This is a genomic window from Dyella sp. 01L423, assembly GCF_056399945.1.
In genome coordinates, this window is sequence record NZ_JBFTSI010000002.1 from 557465 (window position 1) to 573856 (window position 16392).

At 64.6% G+C, this 16392-nt stretch carries 14 protein-coding genes; 9 read left to right on the top strand and 5 right to left on the bottom strand.

Going from position 1 to position 16392, the window contains the following annotated elements:
* Window positions 1–223 precede the first annotated feature (223 nt).
* The gene (hpnA, locus tag AC1DMY_RS09185; RefSeq protein ID WP_477164638.1) at window positions 224–1201 is read left to right on the top strand and encodes a hopanoid-associated sugar epimerase; all 978 of its coding nucleotides are present in this window, start codon (window positions 224–226) and stop codon (window positions 1199–1201) included.
* 42 nt (window positions 1202–1243) lie between these two features.
* Here hpnA and AC1DMY_RS09190 read toward each other — a convergent pair whose 3' ends face one another.
* The 5 genes from AC1DMY_RS09190 to hpnI all read right to left on the bottom strand — a co-directional run bounded on the left by AC1DMY_RS09190 (window position 1244) and on the right by hpnI (window position 6690).
* Window positions 1244–2134: a ferritin-like domain-containing protein gene (locus AC1DMY_RS09190; RefSeq protein ID WP_477164639.1), complete on the bottom strand. Its 891-nt coding sequence runs from the start codon at window positions 2132–2134 to the stop codon at window positions 1244–1246.
* A gap of 17 nt (window positions 2135–2151) precedes the next feature.
* Complete coding sequence (locus tag AC1DMY_RS09195; RefSeq protein WP_477164640.1) at window positions 2152–3186, bottom strand: lysylphosphatidylglycerol synthase domain-containing protein; 1035 nt, start codon at window positions 3184–3186, stop codon at window positions 2152–2154.
* A complete protein-coding gene (gene hpnK, locus AC1DMY_RS09200) occupies window positions 3183–4013 on the bottom strand; it encodes a hopanoid biosynthesis-associated protein HpnK (protein WP_477164641.1) in 831 nt (276 codons plus the stop codon). The genes AC1DMY_RS09195 and hpnK overlap by 4 nt, the downstream gene beginning before the upstream one ends.
* 22 nt (window positions 4014–4035) lie before the next feature.
* Window positions 4036–5463 carry a hopanoid biosynthesis associated radical SAM protein HpnJ gene (hpnJ, locus tag AC1DMY_RS09205; protein ID WP_477164642.1) on the bottom strand — a complete coding sequence of 476 codons (1428 nt, stop codon included), beginning with the start codon at window positions 5461–5463 and terminating at the stop codon, window positions 4036–4038.
* Window positions 5464–5526: 63 nt separating this feature from the next.
* The gene (hpnI, locus tag AC1DMY_RS09210; RefSeq protein WP_477164643.1) at window positions 5527–6690 is read right to left on the bottom strand and encodes a bacteriohopanetetrol glucosamine biosynthesis glycosyltransferase HpnI; all 1164 of its coding nucleotides are present in this window, start codon (window positions 6688–6690) and stop codon (window positions 5527–5529) included.
* Between the two features lie 54 nt (window positions 6691–6744).
* Here hpnI and AC1DMY_RS09215 point away from each other — a divergent pair, with 54 nt between their 5' ends.
* The 8 genes from AC1DMY_RS09215 (at window position 6745) to AC1DMY_RS09250 (ending at window position 16392) form a co-directional block, all read left to right on the top strand.
* On the top strand, window positions 6745–7290 hold the full coding sequence (locus tag AC1DMY_RS09215; protein WP_477164644.1) for a DUF2147 domain-containing protein: 546 nt from the start codon (window positions 6745–6747) through the stop codon (window positions 7288–7290).
* Window positions 7291–7460: 170 nt separating this feature from the next.
* Window positions 7461–8069 (top strand): isopentenyl-diphosphate Delta-isomerase, encoded by a 609-nt coding sequence (gene idi / locus AC1DMY_RS09220; protein WP_477164645.1) that lies wholly within the window; start codon window positions 7461–7463, stop codon window positions 8067–8069.
* A gap of 103 nt (window positions 8070–8172) precedes the next feature.
* On the top strand, window positions 8173–9315 hold the full coding sequence (gene hpnH / locus AC1DMY_RS09225; protein ID WP_477164646.1) for an adenosyl-hopene transferase HpnH: 1143 nt from the start codon (window positions 8173–8175) through the stop codon (window positions 9313–9315).
* A 3-nt stretch (window positions 9316–9318) separates the two neighbouring features.
* Entirely contained in the window at window positions 9319–10419 is a 1101-nt protein-coding gene (locus AC1DMY_RS09230; protein WP_477164647.1) for a glycosyltransferase, read from the top strand.
* 112 nt (window positions 10420–10531) lie between these two features.
* The gene (locus AC1DMY_RS09235) at window positions 10532–11101 is read left to right on the top strand and encodes a LexA family protein (RefSeq protein WP_441602259.1); all 570 of its coding nucleotides are present in this window, start codon (window positions 10532–10534) and stop codon (window positions 11099–11101) included.
* Between the two features lie 12 nt (window positions 11102–11113).
* Window positions 11114–11737 (top strand): translesion DNA synthesis-associated protein ImuA, encoded by a 624-nt coding sequence (imuA, locus tag AC1DMY_RS09240; RefSeq protein WP_477164648.1) that lies wholly within the window; start codon window positions 11114–11116, stop codon window positions 11735–11737.
* Between the two features lie 168 nt (window positions 11738–11905).
* Complete coding sequence (locus AC1DMY_RS09245) at window positions 11906–13318, top strand: Y-family DNA polymerase (RefSeq protein ID WP_477164649.1); 1413 nt, start codon at window positions 11906–11908, stop codon at window positions 13316–13318.
* On the top strand, window positions 13315–16392 hold the full coding sequence (locus AC1DMY_RS09250; protein WP_477164650.1) for an error-prone DNA polymerase: 3078 nt from the start codon (window positions 13315–13317) through the stop codon (window positions 16390–16392). The genes AC1DMY_RS09245 and AC1DMY_RS09250 overlap by 4 nt, the downstream gene beginning before the upstream one ends.

Sequence of the window (16392 nt, forward strand, 5' to 3'; positions counted from 1 at the left end):
CGTAGAGACGCTTGCACACGCTTCGAAAGGCTGGGGAAAGCGGACGTCGCCGGGACAGGCACTGGTGCCGGTGGGGATGTAGAGACTACCGTGGCCGCACGCGCCGCTGTCTGCGTCGTTCGTACATAATGACCTCCCACTCCTCCCCGAGTTCAGGGAACGACTGCCTTATGTGTCCAGGGTCCAGGCTGGCGATGGTCGCGTATACCTTGGTATTGCCTCCGTGAGGTCGCTGGTCACCGGCGCCACGGGCTTCGTTGGCTCCGCCGTGGTGCGGCGGCTGCTGCGCGAGGACCATCATGTGCGCGTGCTGGCGCGCGCCGGTTCCGACCGGCGCAACCTGCAAGGCCTCGAGGTGGAGATCGTCGAGGGCGATCTCACCAACGCGACCTCGCTGGCAAGGATTTGCGACGACTGCGATGCCTTGTTCCACGTCGCCGCCGATTACCGCCTGTGGGCGCCGCATCCACAGGAGCTGTATCAGACCAATGTCGAAGGTACGCGCGCCTTGCTCGAGGCCGCGCGGCAGGCGGGTGTGCCGCGTGTGATCTACACCAGCAGCGTGGCGACGCTGGGCATTCCCAGGGATGGCACGCCCGGCAGCGAAACCACGCCGGTGTCGCTGGCCGATATGCTCGGCCACTACAAACGCTCGAAGTTTCTTGCCGAGCAAGTCGTCGCCGGATTCGCGGACGAAGGTTTGCCGGTCGTCATCGTCAATCCATCCACCCCGATCGGGCCGCGCGACATCAAACCCACGCCCACGGGACGCGTGGTGCGCGACGCCATGGCCGGCCGCATGCCTGCATACGTGGATACCGGCCTTAACGTCGTGCACGTGGACGATGTCGCCGATGGGCACTGGCTGGCGTTCAAGCACGGCGTGGTGGGCGAGCGCTACATCCTGGGCGGCGCCGACCTGAGCCTGCGCGAGCTGTTGTTCGAGATTGCCGACATCGTGGGCGGCACGCCGCCGCGTTGGCGCCTGCCGCATGGCGCCGTGATGCCGGTGGCGTATGTGGCCGAGGCATGGGCACGCGTGACGGGCAAGCCGCCGATTGCCACCGTGGAAGAGGTGCGCATGTCGCGCAAACGCATGTACTTCAGCAGCGCCAAGGCGGAGCGTGATCTGGGTTACGCAGCCGGCCCCGTGCGACTCGCCGTGGAAGACGCGGTGGCCTGGTTCAGCCTGCATCGCTAGCGCGATGCGTTCGCGCACAGGGTGCGCTCCTACAAGGGTTTCTCAGCGCATGAAGCGGCGGGCCAGGCGCGCCATGCGCGGCACGAAGGTGGGTCGCAGCAGACGCTCGTCGTAGCCGCCCATGCGGAAACTGTCCTGCGCCAGGCAGATATCCAGCAGCTCGCCGATCTTCAGGTCCAGGCCAATCTGCTGATGGCCGGTGATGGTGAAGTTGGCGTCCTGCATCTCGCCGTTGTTGTCCAGGCCTTTGGCAATGCCGATGCGTTCCCAGATCAGGAACAGCCACACGCGCAGCACTTTCAGCTCGAACGCCGGTCGGCGCCACCACGGGAGCCGCTTGCGATACCACGCCACCCAGTTGGCGAAGAAAAGGATGTGGCGTGCTTCTTCCTGCATGACCGGCTCGAACGTGTCGACCAGTTCGGCCGGAAAATAACCGGTGCGCTTGGCCGACTCGAACAGGCCGAAGGCAAAGAAGCTGTCGATGCATTCGCTGTAGCCGGTGACCAGCCAGCCCCATTCGGGATCTTTGGGCACTTCGTACTCGGGCTCGGGCGCCAGCGTGATGCCGTAGGCCGCCACCATCTTGCTCAGCACCACCTTGTGGCGTGCTTCTTCGTCGCCGTCCATGGTCAGCGCTTCATGCAGCAGCGGATCGGCGATGGTATTGGTATAGGTCGCCACGCGCAGCTTGGCCTTGCCTTCGGTCTGCACGGCGATATCCCAGATCGGCAGCGAGGTGATGCGATGCAAGGTGTCCGCGTCCAGCGCCGGCCATTCGATCACGGCCGGCTTATACGGGTTGTGCGTGTCCAGGATCATCCGGCAGAACAGCCGTTTGTGGGCATCGGAACCGATCTTGATGCGTCCCGGCTCGTTGCCAGCCCAGTGGCGCATGCTGTGGTCGGCGGCGGCTACGGCGTCATGGGACACAAGATCACCTCATTGCGTTACGACAACTTCCGGTCCGCTGCATCGGCCATCGAAGGCTTGCGGCGCGACAGCCAGCGGCGGTGCAGGCGATGGGCTTCCGCCCATTGCCACGACAATAGCGCCGGCACGCCAAAGCCTACCTCACGCGCGCGTTTCACCAGCGACAACGCGATCGCGGCGTCCGCGGGCAAGCCGATGATATTGCCGAACAGCACCAGGCCGCCTTCCTGCACGCCCAGGCCGGCGGGCACGAAGAAAATGATGTGGCGCACCGCCTGGGTGGTCGCCTCGATGGCAATCGCGTCCCACACCGAAATGGGATAACCCAGCAGATACAGCGCCAGCCAACTTTCGAAGCTGCCCACCACGAAGCCCGCAACTTGCCACGCGCATGCCACGGTGAGGCGCGCGGGCTTGCCGTACAGCTTGCGCACTTCGTCGTCCAGGCGGGCGCCGTCGAGCAGTTCGGTGAAGCGCGACGGGCCGCCGAGCAGCTTTTCCGCAAAGGCCTCAAGCCTGGAAAACACCTGCCCATGACGGAACAGCCAGACCAGCCCGATCGGCAAGGGCAGCGTGGCGATCACCGCCCAGATCACCGAATTGAGCGTACCGATATGGCCGGCCATGCCGATCAGCAGCAACAGGCCCAGTGCCACGAAGATGTATTGACTCACCAGGGTCAGCAACACCTCGATGATGACGCTGGCAGCCACTGGTGCGCCTTCCAGGCCGCGCCATTTGACCAGCCGGATGCCGACGATTTCGCCGCCCACGTTGGCCACCGGCAGCAGCCGATTGCAGGCCTCGCGCACCGTGGCCGCCCAGAACAGGAAGGGCACGCGGGCGCGCCCGTGCGGGTCGCTGGGCGCCAGCAGGGCGCGCCAGCCGAACACGTCCAGCAACAAGGGCAACGCATGAAACGGCAGCAGCCATAGCAGGGCCCAGCCGGCATGGTCGAAGGCATTCTCGATCGCCGACCAGTTCTGGTGCGTCACCAGGATGATGGCTGCGATGAGGCCGAGCACGCCGGCGAGATAGACCAGATATTTCATGCCGCCGCCGGATCGCTGAAGCCGCTGCAAAGCTGGCAATGTTCGGCCACCGCCCGTCGCACGCGCGGCGACAGCAGCGCCGCCAGTTCGTCGGCATGGCGATAGTGCGCCATCGTCGGCGTCAGTTGTCCGTGCGTGGCCGGGTGCAGGTACAGCTCGCTCAACCCGCCGGGCAGCCGCTGCAACACATCGAGCAAGGCTTGTTCGTCCATGGCGCCGGTGTGGCGGATGCCGAAGACGTGGTCGTTCGTTCGCATGCCGGCGCGGCGCAAACGATGGCGCATCAGCGCGAGCCAGGGTTTGAGCCACGGACCGGAGCCCGGTTCGGCGGGCCAGCGTACGGCGCGCAAGCCGTAGTCGCGGCCAATGGAAAGGATCAAGGAGAGTACCGTCGGATGAAGGTGAAAGTGTTTGTGTGCATTGACGTGATCGAGCGGCAATCCCGTCGCGGCAAACGCCTCGAACTGGGCGCGGATCTCCGCTTCCAGCTGCCGCCGCACATAAGGCAGAAAGAAAAACCGAAAACCGTCGCGGACCATATCGTCGCCGAATCGTCCGCGCGCGTCGACCAGTTGCGGGATTTGCGACGGTGGCAGGGCCGACAGCCCGTCGGCAAGGACGAGATGCAAACCCACCGCGAGGCCGGGCAGGCGCTTGGCGCGGGCCACGGCGTCCGCAACGGCCGGCGCTGTCACCATCAGGCTGGCGGCACGCAGCACGCCTTCGCGGTAGCCGCGCTCCACGGCGTGATTGACGGCCGGGTGCAGGCCGAAATCATCGGCCGTCACGATCAGTCGTGGGCGCGCGGATGCGGGTGCTTCGGTCATCGGTAACGCACAGCCCGCGCCGTCATGCCTCGTGCGCGCGCAGGAACCGGAAGAATTCCACGCCTTCGCGCAAGCGCCGCTTGGTCATCTCCCAGCTGCCTGCCATCTCCTTGACGATCTCCCAGATCTTCGACGGGCGGAAATAGAAGCTGCGGTAGAAGGTTTCCACGCCGTGGAAGATTTCTTCCTTGGACAGGTGCGGGTAGCTGATCATGGCCAGCTGCACGCCCTTGTCGTTGACCGTATTGGCCGCCGTGTTGTGTTCCAGCCAGCCGTTTTCGATGGCCTGCTTGTACAACGTCGTGCCCGGATAAGGCGCCGCCAGCGACACCTGGATGGTGTGCGGATTGATTTCCTTGGCGTAGGCGATGGTGCGCGCGATGGTTTCCTGCGTTTCGCCGGGCAGCCCCAGAATGAAGGTGCCGTGCACGGTGATGCCGAGCTTGCGGCAGTTCTCGGTGAAGGTGCGCGCGATATCCGTGCGCAAGCCTTTCTTGATGTTGTGCAGGATCTGGTCGTCGCCCGACTCATAACCCACCAGCAGCAGGCGCAGGCCGTTTTCCTTCATGATCTTCAGCGACTCATACGGCACGTTCGCCTTGGCGTTGCAGCTCCAGGTCCAGCCCATCGCATGCAGGCCGCGCGCGATGTCGTGCACGCGGTCCATGTTCGAGCTGTCGGTGAAGGTGTCGTCGTCGAACATCAGCTCGCGTACTTCGGGCATGTTCTCCTTGATCCACTTTGCCTCGGCCAGCACGTTGGCAGCCGAGCGCACGCGATAGCGATGGCCGCCCACGGTCTGCGGCCACAGGCAGAACGTGCATTTGGAGCGACAGCCGCGGCCCGTGTAGATCGACACGTAAGGGTGCAGCAGATAACCGATGAAGTAGCGGTCGATCTTCAGGTCGCGCTTGTAGATGGGGGCGACGAAGGGCAGGTCGTCCATCTGCTCGATGGTGGCGCGCGACGGGTTGTGCTGCACGCTGCCGTCGATCAGTTTGTAGCTGATGCCGGCGATGTCCTTGAAGGCGCGGCCTTCGGCCACTTCCTTGCAGGTGTAGTCGAACTCTTCGCGCGCCACGAAATCGATCGCGGGCGAGGCGAGCAAGGAGGCATCCGGTTCCACCGCAACCTTGGCGCCCACCATGCCGATCAGAATGTCGCCGCGGCGTTGCTTGATCAGCTCGGCGAATTTCGCATCGGTGGGGAAGGATGGCGTACTGGTATGGATGATCACCAGGTCGTACTCGGCGGCGATGTCGAGGGTTTCTTCCACCGACAGTTCTTCCACCGGGGCATCCAGCACGCGCGAACCGGGCACAAGTGCCGCGGGCTGGGCGAGCCAGGTGGGATACCAGAAACTCTTGATTTCGCGTTTGGCCTGGTAGCGCGAGCCCGCACCACCATCGAAACCGTCAAACGAAGGGGCTTGCAGAAAAAGCGTCTTCATGGATTGCCAAGCTCCTGCAGGTGCGTCCGCAATGAGTTGTTCAACACACTAGTCACCACATGCTCAAGGATAGCGCGATGGCGCATGGTCGCGCGCATGCAATACCTGGCCGCGCCAATCCACTCGCCAGTGGACCAGTGCACCAGCCCATTCCAGCAGCAACAGTGTGTCGCGAAAAGGGGTGAGCCACAGGTCCTGCCAACAGCGGGATCTTGCGGTGCTGGGCCAGCTCACAGCGTAGCGACACAGGCGCGCCATGGCGCCCAGTGCTGCCACGATCAGGCAAGGCAGCGTGGGCGAGAGCGCCACGGCCAGCACCAGCAGTGGCCAGCTGTAGCAGACGAAGCTGAAGGTGAATCCAGCCGGTGAAATGGCGCGGATGGTGCGCAGCCAGCGCATTTCGTGCGACCACAGCTTGGAGAGTTGGTTTTCGTTCACTTGCGTGCCGACCACCACGTCGCTCAACACGGTGCGCAAGCCTCGCTGGCGCGACCGCTCGCCCAGCCAGAAATCGTCGGCCAGCGTGTCCTTGAGCGCCGCCAGGCCACCGATCGCGTTCAGCGTGTCGCGTCGCACGGCAATGGTGGAGCCGAAGGCGAAGCGGGTGGAACCAAACGCGTGCGCCAGCCGTACCGAGGGCGCAAACCAGTCGTCGATAAACAGGCGCCCCAGGCGCGCCGTCCATCCATCGCCTGCCACGCCGTGATACAGGCAGGTCACGATGCCCACGCCTGGATCGTTCAGTGGTGCCGTGACGCGCGCCAGATGATCTGGCGCCACGCTGATGTCGGCATCGGCGAGCACCAGCCAGTCGTAACGGGCTTGTGCCAGCAGATTGATCAGGTTGCTGACCTTGAGATTGGCGCCGTGGACTGCGGGGTCGATCACCAGCGTGATGGCGAGTTCGGAAAATTCGCGCTGCAAACGCTGCACGACGGCAATGGCCGGATCCTCGGGATCGCGCACGCCGAACAGGATTTCGTAATGCGGGTGGGTTTGCTTGCAGAAACCTTTCAGGTTCTCGTAAAGACCGAGCTCGGCGCCATGCAGCGGCTTGAGCACGCTCACCGGCCGGCTTGCCTGATCGTTCACATCCGCTCGCCGATGCTGGTTGCGGCGCTCGCAGCGGAACCAGGCCCACAGGCTCAGGCACGCATAAGCCGTGGTGCACACGGCCAGCACCAGGCCATTCCATGACAGCAGCGATGTGGCAACGGGAGGGGACATGAGCTCGGTCAGCACGCGGTCCGTCATTCCTTCCAAAGTTAATGCATGCACTTCGTGAAAGTGCACTTTTTGCGGCTGCTTCGGCAGGCTGCATGGGCCTTGTTGCTGTGCCTGCTGCAGGGCGTGGCGCTTGCGCAGACGCCGTCTGCGGACGCTACGCCGGCCACCGCCATCGAGGGCGACTGGCTGGTGGAAAGCCGCGACGCCATTATCCGCATCGCGCGCGACGGCGATACCTTTGTCGGCAGCATCGTGTGGCAGCTGCACGACACCTACGGCCCGGAAGACGGTGCCGAACTCAACGGAAAAACCGTCACCGATCGGCACAATCCCGATCCGGCGCTGCGCTCGCGTCCGTTGACAGGCCTGCGCCTGCTCTGGGGTTTGCGCTACGACGCCGAGGCGAACGCCTGGATGGATGGCCGCGTCTACAACGCCGACAACGGCAAGGAATATCACTGCGAAATTCACCTGCGTTCGCCGGACCGGCTGGTGCTGCGGGGTTTCATCGGCATCACGCTTCTGGGTGGGAACACCACGTGGACGCGCACGCATGAGCCGTTTCCGGCGCCGGCGAGCAGTGTCCATTCAACGCGGTAACTATCCTTTGGTATGAACGGTGCGTGCGAGGGGCTACTCGCCTTCGCTCATCCTTGCTAGCCTGAGTGTGCAATCGATGTACGGTCGAACGTGCGTCGCGCCAGATGTGACGAAGATGTGATGACCGGGCGTGTACTGCCGCCGTCCGTCGGAACAGAGAGGTTTGAGCCTTGGCTAACCGCGAGTTGGACTTCAACGAAGGAAGCTGGTCGAAAAGTGTGGTGTCCTTTCAGGACGAACCCCTGGTGCTGGTCGATGAACACGACCGCGAAACCGGCTTTCTCGACAAGGCGAGCGCGCATCACGGACAAGGCATTCTGCATCGCGCGTTTTCGCTGTTCGTGTTCAACACGGACGGCGAGCTGCTGCTGCAGCAGCGCGCCGAAGGCAAGCGCCTGTGGCCGGGCTACTGGTCAAATACCTGCTGCAGCCATCCCCGGCGCGGCGAGACGATGGAAACCGCCATTCATCGTCGCCTCACCGAGGAACTCGGCTTGCAGTGCGAATTCCAGTTCCAGTTCAAGTTCCAGTATCAGGCGCAATTCGATGACGAAGGCGCGGAGCACGAACTTTGCTGGGTCTACGCGGGTCGTACGGATGTGACTCCCGTCGCCAACATGCTTGAGATCGCCGCGTTGCGATACATCGCGCCCGATGCGCTGGATCATGAAATCGCAGCGCATCCGCAGCGCTTCACGCCATGGTTCAAGATCGAATGGGAGCGCCTGCGTCGCGAGCACGCGCACGTATTTGCGCCGCCGGCCAGCCTGGCGTTCTGAACGCTGCGATGGCGCAACGTGGCTATACTCGATTCCGTGATGAAAGCGACTGGCAGTGAATGCAGCGCAGTAACATCCATCGGTCATTGATGAGGAGATTCCGTTGGGCATTCCTCTTATTCAGCAAACCAAGATCGCGCGTTACATCATCGGCAAGAAAGTCAGCGGGCAGAAGCGCTATCCGCTGGCGATGATGTTGGAGCCCTTGTTCCAGTGCAATCTCGCCTGCGCCGGTTGCGGCAAGATCGATCATCCCAAGGAAATCCTGCAAAAGCGCATGAGCGTGGAAGACGCGCTGCGCGCGGTGGACGAATGCGGCGCGCCGGTAGTGTCCATTCCCGGCGGCGAGCCGCTGATTCACAAGGAGATGCCGCAGATCGTGCAGGGACTGATCGCGCGCGAGAAATTCATCTACCTGTGCACCAATGCGCTGCTGCTGACCAAACACATCGACGAATACACGCCCTCGCCGTATTTCACCTGGTCGGTCCATCTGGACGGCCTGCAGGAGCGGCACGATCAATCGGTGTGCATGGAAGGCGTGTTCGACAAGGCAGTGGCGGCGATCAAGCTGGCGTTGTCGCGGGGATTCCGCGTCACCATCAACTGCACGCTGTTCAACAACGAGAGGCCGGAGGAGATTGCCGAGTTCTTCGACTTCGCCATGTCGCTGGGCATCGAAGGCATCACTGTATCGCCCGGGTATAGCTACCAGCATGCGCCGCGCCAGGATGTTTTCCTGGGACGCACCGAGAGCAAGCAACTGTTCCGCGATATTTTCCGCATCGGCAAGGAACGCAAGAGCAAGTGGGTGTTCAACCAGTCGTCGATGTTCCTGGACTTCATCGCGGGCAACCAGAGCTACCAGTGCACGCCGTGGTCCAACCCCACCTACAACATTTTCGGCTGGCAGCGCCCGTGCTATCTCCTGGTCGATGAAGGCTACGCCAGCTCGTACAAGGAGCTGATGGAAGACACCGCCTGGGAAAAATACGGCGTCGGCATCAATCCCAAGTGCGACAACTGCATGGCGCACTGCGGCTTCGAAGGCACCGCCGTGGACGACACCTTTGCGCATCCGCTCAAGGCGGCGCGCGTGGCGACGTTTGGTCCGCGCATCGATGGTTCGATGGCACCGGACCTGCCGGTGATGTACGGCGACCGCGCCGATGCCACGGCGATCCATATCCCGATCAGCGCGATCCAGCGCAGGGGTTCGTCGCCCGGGGCAGACGCCGGGCACTGAGCCATGTGGCTGCTCGCCATCGTCCCGGTCGTGATGTGGCTGGGACTGCTGCTGGTGCCTTGGCGGCCATGGAGTACGCGCGAGCATCTCGAGGCTGATGCGTCGGCCAGCATGCGCCTGGACGACGTCACCGTGTTGATGCCTGCGCGCAACGAGGCCGACGTGATCGGCAGCACGCTGCGCGCATTGCAGGCGCAGGGCAGCGGGCTTCAGATCATCGTGGTCGACGATCAGTCGGCCGACAGTACGGCCAGCGTGGCGAGCTCTTATCCCGGTGTTCGCGTGATCCAGGGCGCGCCCCTGCCGGAAGGTTGGGCGGGCAAGCTGTGGGCGCTGGAGCAGGGCAGGCAACAGGTGCGCACAACGCTGACCTTGTTGCTGGATGCGGATATCGAACTGCGTCCCGGCATGTTGGCGACGCTGCTGTTGCACAAGCAGCGCGAGCAGCGGCAGTTCGTGTCAATCATGGCGGACCTGCGCCGCGCCAGTTTCTGGGATCGCCTGTTGCTGCCGGCCTTCGTCTACTACTTCAAGTTGCTTTATCCGTTTGCGCTTTCCAATTCACCCTCGCGCTGGGTGGCGGCAGGTGCGGGCGGCTGCATCCTGCTGGATACCGAGGTGCTTGAACGCATCGGCGGTTTCGGCAGCCTGCGCGACGCACTGATCGACGATTGCGCACTGGCTCGACAGGTGAAGCGCGCGGGCGGTCGCACCTGGATCGGCTTGAGTCGCGACGTGGTGAGCCTGCGGCCGTACGGCAGCTTCGAGTCGATTCACAGCATGGTGGCGCGCTCAGCCTTCACCCAGCTCGGCTATTCGACGACAGTGTTGTTGCTGGTGACGGTGTTGTTCCTGTGGGCTTATGGCGTGCCGTTGACCTTGCTGGCTGCGCCGCAGCTGTGGCCATGGGGCTGGCTCGCGCTGGGTGCCATGATGCTGGGCTACCTGCCCATGCTCAGGTACTACCGCATGCCCTTGTGGTGGGCCCTGCTGCTGCCGCTGGGGGCGGGTCTCTACCTCGGCATGACCTGGGGCTCGGCGCTGCGCTATTGGCGCGGCGTGCGCTCCCAGTGGAAGGGGCGGGTATACCGCGCGGACGCCTGAATTGTCTTTTTAATCAGTTGTTTGAAATTTATGCATGGCAGGGCGCTGAATCTCGCTCGGTGAGAATGCCATCGTGCTATCTTGATTGCCGTCCCACTAATCAAGTCGCCCCATGCCTCCTTCCGACCACGGTGGACGCCGCCCGGGAGCCGGTCGTCCCGCCGGTGAACCCAGTCAGCGCATACGCGTACCCGACAGCCAGGTACCGGGCGTGCTGGCCTATCTGGAGGCTTACCGCAGTCCGGCCACGCTGGAGGCGCCGCGGCCGTTGTCGCTGGAGCCATCGACGGTCGCGCTGACGGCTTTCCTGAGCCGCGTGCCGGCTGGTCTGCCTTCGATCGCGGACGACGATGTCGACGAAGTGGTCGACCTCAACGAGCACCTCGTGCTGCCCGGTCATGAGCCGAGCACCTTCATCATCCGCGTGTCGGGCTGGTCGATGATCGGCGCCGGCATTTTCGACGGCGACGAAGTGCTGGTGGATCGTGCGCTCGCGCCGCGCCAGGGCGACATCGTGGTGGCGATGGTCAACAACGAGCTGACCATCAAGCGGTTGGGCAAGGTGGATGGGCATATCGCGTTGCTGCCGGAAAACGCGCACTTCAAGCCCATCGTGTTCCGCGAAGGCGAGACGCTCAGCGTGTGGGGCGTCGTCACCCGTTGCCTGCGCACGCTGCGCTGAGGGACGGGTGCCGTGGGTCAGGTCCTTGCGCTCGATACACTCCTGCACAGCCGCCAGGTCTGGCAGGGCCGCGCTGCGCCGCAATCATCGGGCAGCCAGCCGACCGGCTGGCCGACGCTCGATGCCGCCTTGCCGAGCGGCGGCTGGCCCGAGCATGCGATGACCGAAATCCTGCTGCCCGCCGATGGCGTGGGTGAGCTGCAACTGTTGTTGCCCACGCTGGCGCGGCTGACCCGCGAAGGGCGTCCGGTGATGGTGATCTCGCCGCCGTATGTACCTTACGTGGCGGGCTGGGAAGCGCGCGGCGTGGTGATGTCGAACGTGGACATCGTGCATGCGGACGAACGCGATGTGCTGTGGGCCGCCGAGCAATGCCTGCGCTCGGCCAGTTGCGCCGCCGTGCTGGCGTGGCCGGTGCACGCCGATGACCGTGCCTTGCGTCGATTGCAGATGGCGGCCGATACCGGCAAGGCGCTAGCTTTTTTGTTCCGCGATCGCCGCCATGCCGTGCAGGCGTCGCCGGCGGCGCTGCGGCTGGAGCTGGAGAGCACGCCCAGCTGGCAGATCCGCGTGCGCAAATGCCGTGGCGGCAATCCGCCGGTAAGTGCGGTGCCGCTAGCCTCCGGCTGGTCGTGACAGGAGAGCCTGCACCATGTCTCCGCGTAGCCCGCGCCGGGGCTGTTTACCCGCATGCCGGCGTCATCACTCAGTCGTGTACGGACGTACACTCCTTCGTTCTTCCTTGTCCTGCGTGCAAACCGCTCCCGGCGCGGGCCACGCGGAGACACGGTGCAGGCTCTAGTCATGCTCTGGGCTTGCATCTTGCTGCCGCAACTGGCGCTGGACGGTGTCCTCAGGCGACGGCCGCCGTCGGACGAACCGCTGGTGCTGGTGAGTGGTCCCGCGCAGGCGCGCATCGTGCACGCGGCCAATGCGAGCGCGCGTGCGGCCGGCATCTATCGCGGACAGCGACTCACCGCGGCGCAGGCCTTGTTGCAGCAGTTCGTGATGGTCGAGCACGACGCGGAAGACGAGGCGCGCTGGCATCGCCTGCTCGCCGCCTGGGCGTATCGCTATAGCGCCGAGGTCGGCCTGTACGCGCATGCGGTGGTGCTGGAGGTTAGCCGCAGCCTCAACCTGTTCGGGCCATGGCCGCGTTTTGAATCGCTGTTGCGGGACGATCTGCTGGGACTGGCTTTTCGTCATCGCATCGCGCTCGCGCCGACGCCGCATGCGGCCTATGTGCTGGCCGGCGTGCACGACGGGATCGCCGTGATGTCGCCAGAGATCCTGCGCGAGGCGCTGTCGCCCGTGCCCATTGCGCGTGCGCGCCTGCCGGCCGATGCCGCGCAGGGTTTACCGTCGATGGGCATCCGCACCTTGGGACAAGTCTTGAAGCTGCCGCGCGCAGGCCTGCAGCGCCGCTTCGGCGCCGAGCTGGTGGCGCAGCTCGATCGCCTCACCGGCGACGAGCCCACGCCGATGGACAGCTACCGCCCGCCCGATGCGTTCGAGCAGCGCATGGAGTGGACGCACGAAATCGAGCACGTCGAAGCGCTGGTGTTTCCGCTGCGCCGTCTCACCGGCGACCTGGCGGCGTATCTCGCCGGTCGCGATGGCGGCGTGCAGCGATTCGAACTGGAACTGGAGCATCGCAGCGGTCTGCCCACCTGCGTGACGGTGGGCATGCTCACCGCCGCACGCGATGCCACGCTGTTGTTCGACTGCGCGCGCGGACGGCTCGAGCGCCTGGAATTGCACCAGCCGGTGTTGGCGATGCGGCTGGTGGCACGCGACCTGCCGCCGTTCGTGCCGGCCGGCCGCGACCTGTTCGATACGCGGCCCACGCATGCCGTGCCGCTGGATCAGCTGCGCGAACGCTTGCGTGCACGCCTGGGCGAGCAGGCCATCCAGCATCTGCACCGCACGGTGGATCCGCGCCCCGAGCGGGCGCAGTCCGATGCAGCGCATGTAAAAGCGGCCACCTCGCCCGAAACCCTGCCGCGCCCCACCTGGCTGCTGGCCTCGCCATGCCCGCTGCGCGGCCCGGCGCCGGAGGTGCTCGCCGGCCCCGAGCGCATCGAAACCGGCTGGTGGGATGGCGGCGATATCCGGCGCGATTACTACGTGGTGCGCACCTCGCAGGGGCAGTGCGCCTGGGTGTATTGCGCGCCGGGCGAGCAGGGTCATTGGATGTTGCATGGGTGGTTCGCATGAACGACTACGCCGAACTGCATTGCCTGTCCAACTTCTCGTTCCAGCGTGGCGCGTCGAGCGCGCGCGAGTTGTTCGAGCGGGCCAAGGCCTGCGGTTATCGCGCGCTGGCGATCACTGACGAATGTTCGCTCGCCGGCATCGTGCGCGCTTACGAAGCCTCGCGCGATACCGGGCTGCCGCTGATCGTGGGCGCCGAGTTCCAGATCGAGCATGGCCCGAAGCTGGTGCTGTTGTGCGAGAACCTGGAGGGTTATACCTCGATGTGTGCACTGATCACGCGCGGCCGGCGTGTGGCGGAGAAGGGCACGTATCGGGTGACGCGCGAGGACTTTGCCGACGGCCTGCCCGGCACGCTGGCCTTGTGGTTGCCGCAGGCCGAGCTGGATGCAGCGCACGGCGTGTGGTTGCGCACGTTGTTCGATTTGCGGCTCTGGCTTGCGGTGGAATTGCATCACGGTGCCGACGATGCGCGTCGCTTTGCGCAACTGCAGGCCTTGGCCGAAACCGTCGGCGTGCCCATGGTGGCCACGGGCGACGTGCATATGCATATACGCCGCCGCCGTGCCTTGCAGGACGTGATGACGGCGATTCGCCACCATCGCACGGTGGCTGATGCGGGCGATCTGTTGTTTCCCAATGGCGAGCGACACCTGCGCACGCGCACGGCCTTGTCCGCGATCTATCCCGCCGAACTGATGGCCGAAAGCGTGCGCATCGCCGAGCGCTGCCAGTTCGTGATGACCGACCTGAGCTATCGCTATCCCGCCGAACTGGTACCGACAGGGCATACGCCGACCACGTGGCTGCGGCAACTTACGGAGGAGGGTGTGCGCTGGCGCTGGCCGCAAGGCGAGCCACCCAAGGTGAGGGAGCAGATCGAGTACGAGCTGAAGCTGGTCGAGCAGCTCAAGTACGAGTCGTACTTCCTGACCGTGCAGGAGATCGTGAGCTTCGCGCGCAGCAAGGACATCCTGTGCCAGGGGCGCGGTTCGGCGGCCAATTCAGCGGTTTGCTATGCGCTCGGCGTGACGGCGGTGGATCCGGCCACGACTACGCTGCTGGTTGAGCGTTTCATCTCCGCTGAACGCAACGAGCCGCCGGATATCGACATCGACTTCGAGCACGAGCGGCGCGAGGAAGTCATCCAGCATATCTACGAGAAATACGGTCGCGAGCGCGCCGCGCTGGCCGCCACCGTGATCTGCTATCGCGGCCGCAGCGCCGTGCGCGACGTGGCGCGCGTGCTCGGCCTGCCGTCGGACCAGATCGACCTGTTGTCGCGCACCTTCGCCTGGCAGGATGGCGACGATCCGCTGGATGGCCGCCTGCGCGAACGCGGCTTCGATCCGGATAGTCCCGTGCTGCGGCGGGTGATGGCGCTCACCGAGGAGTTGATGGATTTTCCGCGGCATCTGTCCCAGCACGTGGGTGGCTTTGTCATTTCCGACCAGCCGCTGTCGCATCTGGTTCCGGTGGAAAATGCCTCGATGCCCGACCGCACCATCATCCAGTGGGACAAGGACGATCTGGACACCATGCGCCTGCTCAAGGTCGATTGCCTGGCGCTGGGCATGCTCACCTGCATCCGCAAATGCCTGGACCTGTTGCAGCGTCATCACGGCCGCGTGGAAACGCTGGCGTCGATTCCGCCGGATGATCCGCCCACCTATGAGCTGATCCAGCGCGCCGACACCATCGGCGTGTTCCAGATCGAATCGCGCGCGCAGATGGCGATGCTGCCGCGACATCGGCCGGAGAATTTCTACGACCTGGTGATCCAGGTGGCGATCGTGCGGCCGGGTCCGATCCAGGGCGACATGGTGCATCCGTATCTGCGCCGCAAGCGTGGCGAGGAGCCGATCACCTATCCGTCGGAAGCCTTGAAAGATGTCTTCGAACGCACGCTCGGCGTGCCGTTGTTCCAGGAGCAGGTGATGAAGCTGGCGATCGTCGCGGCGGAATATACGCCCGGCGAGGCCGACCAGTTGCGCCGTTCGATGGCGGCATGGCGGCGCAATGGCGATATGGAAATCCATCGCCAGAAACTGATGGCCGGCATGCTGAAAAACGGCTTCACGCCGGACTTCGCCGCGCGCCTGTTCGAGCAGATCAAGGGTTTTGGTTCCTATGGTTTTCCCGAAAGCCATGCGGCGAGTTTTGCCTTGCTGGTATATGCCAGTTGCTGGCTCAAATGCCATTACCGCGCGGCCTTCATGTGCGCCTTGCTCAATGCGCAACCGATGGGTTTCTACGGCCCCAGCCAGATCGTGCAGGACACCCAGCGCCATGGCATCAAGGTGCGTCCGGTGGACGTGCGCCACAGCGACTGGGACAACACGCTCGAAGCCGATGACTCTTCACGCGGCGGCTATGCCTTGCGGCTCGGCTTGCGACAGGTGCGCGGCTGCCGCGAGGAAGTGATGACGCAGCTGATGGCGGCGCGTGCGCGCCGGCCGTTCGAGGACGTGGCCGACCTGTGCGCGCGCGCCGGACTCAACAAGCATCAGCAGGATGCCTTGGCCGAAGCGGATGCCTTGCGCGGACTGGCCGGGCATCGCCATCGTGCGCGCTGGGCCATGGCCGGCATCGAGGCACAGCTGCCCTTGTTCGGCAACACCAGCCCGGTGGAAGAGGAAGTCGTGCTGCCGCCGCCCTCGCAGGGTGAAAGCACGCTGGCCGATTACGCGCGCATGGGGCTCAGCCTGGGACCGCATCCACTGCAGCAGATCCGAGCGCGCCTGCGCGCGGCGCGCTGTCTGGATTCCAAGAGCCTGCACACACGCCCGCATGCCAGCAAGGTGCGCGCTGCGGGGCTGGTGACGCAGCGCCAGCGTCCGCAGACGGCCAGCGGCGTCACTTTCATCACCATGGAAGATGAGTTCGGGCCCATCAACGTGGTGGTGTGGAGTCACGTGGCCGAGCGTCAGCGCCGCATCTTCCTCGAATCGCGCCTGCTGGGCGTGGATGGGCGCTGGGAACACGCGGATGGCGTGAGCCATCTCATCGCCGATCGACTTATCGACCTGAGCGAGTTGCTGGGTTCACTCGACAGCCGCTCGCGCGATTTCCACTGA